Origin of the sequence: Arthrobacter sp., from assembly GCF_031988865.1 — a bacterium.
Taxonomy (GTDB): Bacteria; Actinomycetota; Actinomycetes; order Actinomycetales; family Micrococcaceae; genus Arthrobacter_B.
Map to the genome: position 1 here is coordinate 1 of NZ_DALZXY010000151.1, position 4,524 is coordinate 4,524.

At 66.6% G+C, this 4,524-nt stretch carries 4 protein-coding genes; 2 read left to right on the forward strand and 2 right to left on the reverse strand.

Going from position 1 to position 4,524, the window contains the following annotated elements:
- The first annotated feature begins 299 nt into the window (after positions 1-299).
- The gene (fdhA, locus tag RTN46_RS16565) at positions 300-1,526 is read left to right on the forward strand and encodes a formaldehyde dehydrogenase, glutathione-independent (RefSeq protein WP_312183049.1); all 1,227 of its coding nucleotides are present in this window, start codon (positions 300-302) and stop codon (positions 1,524-1,526) included.
- 356 nt (positions 1,527-1,882) lie between these two features.
- Complete coding sequence (locus tag RTN46_RS16570; RefSeq protein WP_312183051.1) at positions 1,883-3,472, forward strand: ammonium transporter; 1,590 nt, start codon at positions 1,883-1,885, stop codon at positions 3,470-3,472.
- A 29-nt stretch (positions 3,473-3,501) separates the two neighbouring features.
- Here RTN46_RS16570 and RTN46_RS16575 read toward each other — a convergent pair whose 3' ends face one another.
- Positions 3,502-3,780, reverse strand: a complete 279-nt coding sequence (locus RTN46_RS16575; protein ID WP_312183054.1) for an antibiotic biosynthesis monooxygenase — start codon at positions 3,778-3,780, stop codon at positions 3,502-3,504.
- A 53-nt stretch (positions 3,781-3,833) separates the two neighbouring features.
- The coding region (locus RTN46_RS16580) for a 3-methyladenine DNA glycosylase (RefSeq protein WP_312183055.1) at positions 3,834-4,524 on the reverse strand (691 nt) is incomplete at its 5' end.

The following is a 4,524-nucleotide window of genomic DNA, read 5'->3' on the forward strand; positions in this document are numbered from 1 at the left end:
GCCGTCCGGCCCCCGGCCCCGCCCTCGGCACTTCGTCCGCCCCACCGGCCCCACCTTCCGCCCCACCTTCCGCTCCACCGGCCCCACCTTCAGCCCCACCCGCACAAATCCCGCCGACCAGGAACCAAAGGGGCCAGAAGCTACTCCGCACGGTTCGCGGTGCCCGGAGTTTTCAGTCCTAGCCGTGCACCTGCTTCCGTTGTAGGCTCGGGCTCCCGGGGGAGCTAAGCGGCCTCCTGCTGCCCGCTCACCGGGACGACCAGGAATCAAAGACCCAGGTGACAAGGCGAGGAATATCGATGAGCAGTAATCGAGCAATTGCATATATCGAACCCGGTGTTGTGGAAGTCCAGGACATCGACTATCCCACTTTCGAACTCAAGGACGGCCCCGGCGTTAACCCGGCCAACGTTGGCCGGAAACTGCCCCACGCGGCAATCCTGAAGGTAGTAACCACCAACATCTGCGGATCCGACCAGCACATGGTCCGCGGCCGTACCACAGCACCTCCGAATCTGATCCTCGGCCACGAGATCACCGGCGAGGTGGTGGAGACCGGCCCCGGCGTCGAGTTCATCAAGGTCGGCGATCTGGTGTCGGTGCCTTTCAACATTTCCTGCGGCCGGTGCAAGAACTGCAAGGAGCGCAAGACCGGGGTCTGCCTGAACGTGAACCCGGACCGTCCCGGCAGCGCCTACGGCTACGTGGACATGGGCGGCTGGGTCGGAGGCCAGGCTGAATACGCGCTGGTGCCCTACGCCGACTGGAACCTGCTGAAGTTCCCGGACAAGGACCAGGCGATGGAAAAGATCATGGACCTCACCATGCTCTCGGACATCTTCCCCACCGGATACCACGGTGCCATCACTGCAGGGGTGCGGACCGGATCCACGGTCTACATCGCCGGTGCCGGCCCGGTGGGCCTTGCCGCCGCAGCGGGGGCGCAGCTGCTCGGCGCCGCCGTCGTGATTGTCGGGGACCTCAACGAGGACCGGCTGGCCCAGGCACGCAGCTTCGGTTGTGAGACCGTGGACATTTCCAAGGGCGATCCCAAGGATCAGATCGAGCAGCTGCTCGGTGTCCCCGAAGTGGACTGCGGCGTGGATGCCGTCGGCTTCGAGGCCCGCGGCCACGGCCATGGATCGGGCACGGAAGCGCCCGCGACGGTGCTCAACTCGCTGATGGACGTCACAGCTGCCGGCGGTGCCCTGGGCATCCCGGGACTGTACGTCACGGGCGATCCCGGCGGCGTCGACGAAGCGGCGAAGGTGGGATCGCTGTCGCTGAGCCTGGGCACAGGCTGGGCGAAGTCGCTGTCCTTCACCACCGGGCAGTGTCCGGTCATGAAGTACAACCGTGACCTGATGATGGCCATCCTGAACGACAAGGTTCAGATCGCCAAGGCCGTGAACGCGACCGCCATCGGCCTGGATGGAGCCCCGGAAGCCTACCGGGAGTTCGATTCCGGTGCGGCCCGGAAGTACGTGATTGACCCGCACGGACTCACCGGGGCGAACGCCAACTAGTTTCCACCATCTCCTGCTCCGGCCCGGCCTATGGCCGGGGCCGGACGAAGGGACCGGGGCGCCGGAGGCAGCACAAACAGTGTTTGCCCCCGGTGCCCCGGTTGCGTCTTCCTACCTTCTAATGCGCAGCGGCCCGACGGTAAGCTCAACTCGCCGGGGATACCCCACCCAGTCTCATGGCCCCCTCGGCTGCACCCCTCATGCTGGACACGAGTTGGAAGCGGGGATCGAATGCGCGTACTCATGGCAGGCGAAGCAGGCACCGCGCCACGGGCCTACCCGAGCAGGGACGAGGCACGGATCCCGTGCCCTCCTGCTATAGACAGAACCGGTGCGTTCCGGGCAGGAGACCTTCGGTGAACGGGGCGGATACCGCCTGGGTCCTCATCTGCGCCGGTCTGGTACTTTTCATGACACCCGGCCTGGCACTCTTTTACGGCGGTATGGTTCCGGTGCGCAACGTGCTGACCATGATGATGCAGAACATCATTCCGCTCGGCGTCATCACCATCACCTGGGTGCTCGTGGGATACACACTGGCCTTCAGCAACAACGGCAACTCGGTGGTGGGGGAGTTCGATGCGTTCGCCCTCATCGACGTAGACACCCCGCAGTTCCATACCGTGGCCGCCGGCGTCACCATTCCGGCGCTCGCGTTTGTGGCCTATCAAATGATGTTCGCCATCATTACGCCCGCGCTCCTGACCGGTGCGACTGCCGGGCGGCTGCGGTTCGCCGGCTGGACCGTGTTCCTCACGGCCTTCTCGATCCTGGTCTATCCGCAGGTCGCCCGCTGGCTCTGGCATCCTAAAGGCTGGCTGGCCCAGCTCGGGGCCCAGGACTGGGCCGGCGGAATTGTGGTCCATGCATCCGCTGGTGCCGCTGCCATCGCGGTGCTGCTGGTTGTGGGGCGGCGGCGGGGCTGGCCGAGGCTGAAGACTTCGCCCAACAATCTGCCGCTGATGCTTGTGGGCGCCGGAATCCTGTGGTTCGGCTGGTTCGGTTTTAACGCCGGTGACGGGTTGCAGGCCAACGCGATCGCAGCCCAGGCCCTGATGAACACCCACGTTGCCGGCGGGGCGGCCATGCTGTCCTGGCTGCTCGTGGAGCGCCTGACCAGCGGCCACTCGACTCTTGTGGGTGCGGTATCCGGAGCAGTGGCGGGGTTGGCCACCATCACTCCGTGCGCCGGATTTGTCGGCACCGGACCGGCTCTGCTGATCGGGCTGATCGCCGGGTGCGTCTGCTGCTTCGCAGTCCGGCTGAAGCACGTGTTCCATTACGACGACGCGTTGGACGTCATCGCCGTGCACTTCGTGGGCGGGGTGCTCGGATCTTTCCTGCTCGGGTTCTTCGCCGACAGCAGCATTAATCCTGTCAGCGACGACGGCATCTTCGCCGGCGGGGGAGGAATCCTGCTCTGGCACCAGACAGTCGCCATCGTCTGCGTGGTCCTGTTTTCCTTCGTGGTCAGCTGGATCATAGCCGCTGTCATCAGCCGGACCATCGGTCTGCGTGAACCGGGACCGGAACAGGAATCGTTGGACCTGGTGCAGCAGGGCCAGTCCGGCTATTCACTTAGCGGAGTCACGGCCCGGCCCACCACAATCGGCCGTGATTCAGAGCCTGGCCGGGAGCGTACCGCGGCCCCGGGCGGCCCCCCGCGCCACCTGGTCAGCGCGATCGTGAACACTGAACGGATCGACGGGCTGCGGGACGCCATGCTGATGGCCGGGGCCCGCTCACTCGAACTGACCGAGACCACCGTTTACACGGGCAGGGTCCGCGCCGAGGTGTTCCGCTCCGACGTGCGGAAGCTGGACTTCGAAGACCGGCTGCGCGTGTACGCGGCCGTGGACGACGAACACGAGGAAGCGGTTGTCGCGGTGCTGCGCCGCTTCGGTGCGGAACCGGACTCCATCCACCGGCTGGAGATCAGCCCTTAGCGCGTGGCAACCCGCGGCGGGAAGAGATCCTAGCCGCGGTGCAGCGCGACAGGTTCAGCCAGCAAGGCGCTGAGGGACTCGTCCAGGTCCTGCTTGGCCGCTCCCTTGGCATGGCGGGCGAGGTCCTCTTCCGAGGCCCACTGCTCGGTCAGCACAATCCGGTCCTCGGACTCTTCGGTGATTTCGTAGCGCAGGCAGCCGGGTTCGGCCTGGACCTGCTCGGCCGCGATTTCCACGGCCAGCTTCACCCGGAAGAACTCTCCGGGGTTGGGAACGAATACGGCAGTCAGGTCAACGGGGCTAGTCATAGAGACAACTCTAGGCGGCATCGCCCGTGGCTCCCGTGCAGCGACCCGCACCCTCAGTGCCGGCGGTGATCCTGCGGCGAGAGCCTTGGGCCGAAGGCCTGCTTGCGGAAACCGGTCAGCCCGATCATCCGCACCACGCGCTGCCGGTGCCCGCGCCATGGCTCGAGCAGGGCCAGCATGCCCGCGTCGTCGGTCCGCTGGCCGGTCAGCGCCGCACCAACATAGGCGGCGAGGTGGAAGTCCCCGACCGAAACGTCGTCGGGGGAGCCGTGGGTGCGCTGTAGGATCTCGGCGGCGCTCCAGGGGCCAATACCGGGAATGGACTGCAGCTTCGCGGAAACCTCCGGCCCCAGCGGCTGCCCGGCCAGGCGCTCGAGGCCCGACGCCGCGGCACAGGCACGCAGCACGGTCCGGGAGCGGTGGGAATCGACTCCGGCCCGGTGCCAGTCCCAGCTTGGGACCTTCCGCCAGCCGGCTGCATCCGGTGCCACCATCAGTCCCGCGGGGGCCGGACCGGGGGCAGGGTCACCAAAGCGCTGCACCAGGTACCGCCAGGCATGCAGGGCCTCCAGCTGGGTGACCTTCTGCTCCAGCACCACGGGGACCAGCGACTCGATCATCCGTCCGGTGCTCGGCAGGCGGATGCCGGGGTGCCGCCGCCGTGCTTCCTGCAGGCCATGGGGCAGTGTCCCCAGCAGACCGGGGTCGTCGAAAGTGCTCCAGTCATCGAATTCGCCCAGCAGC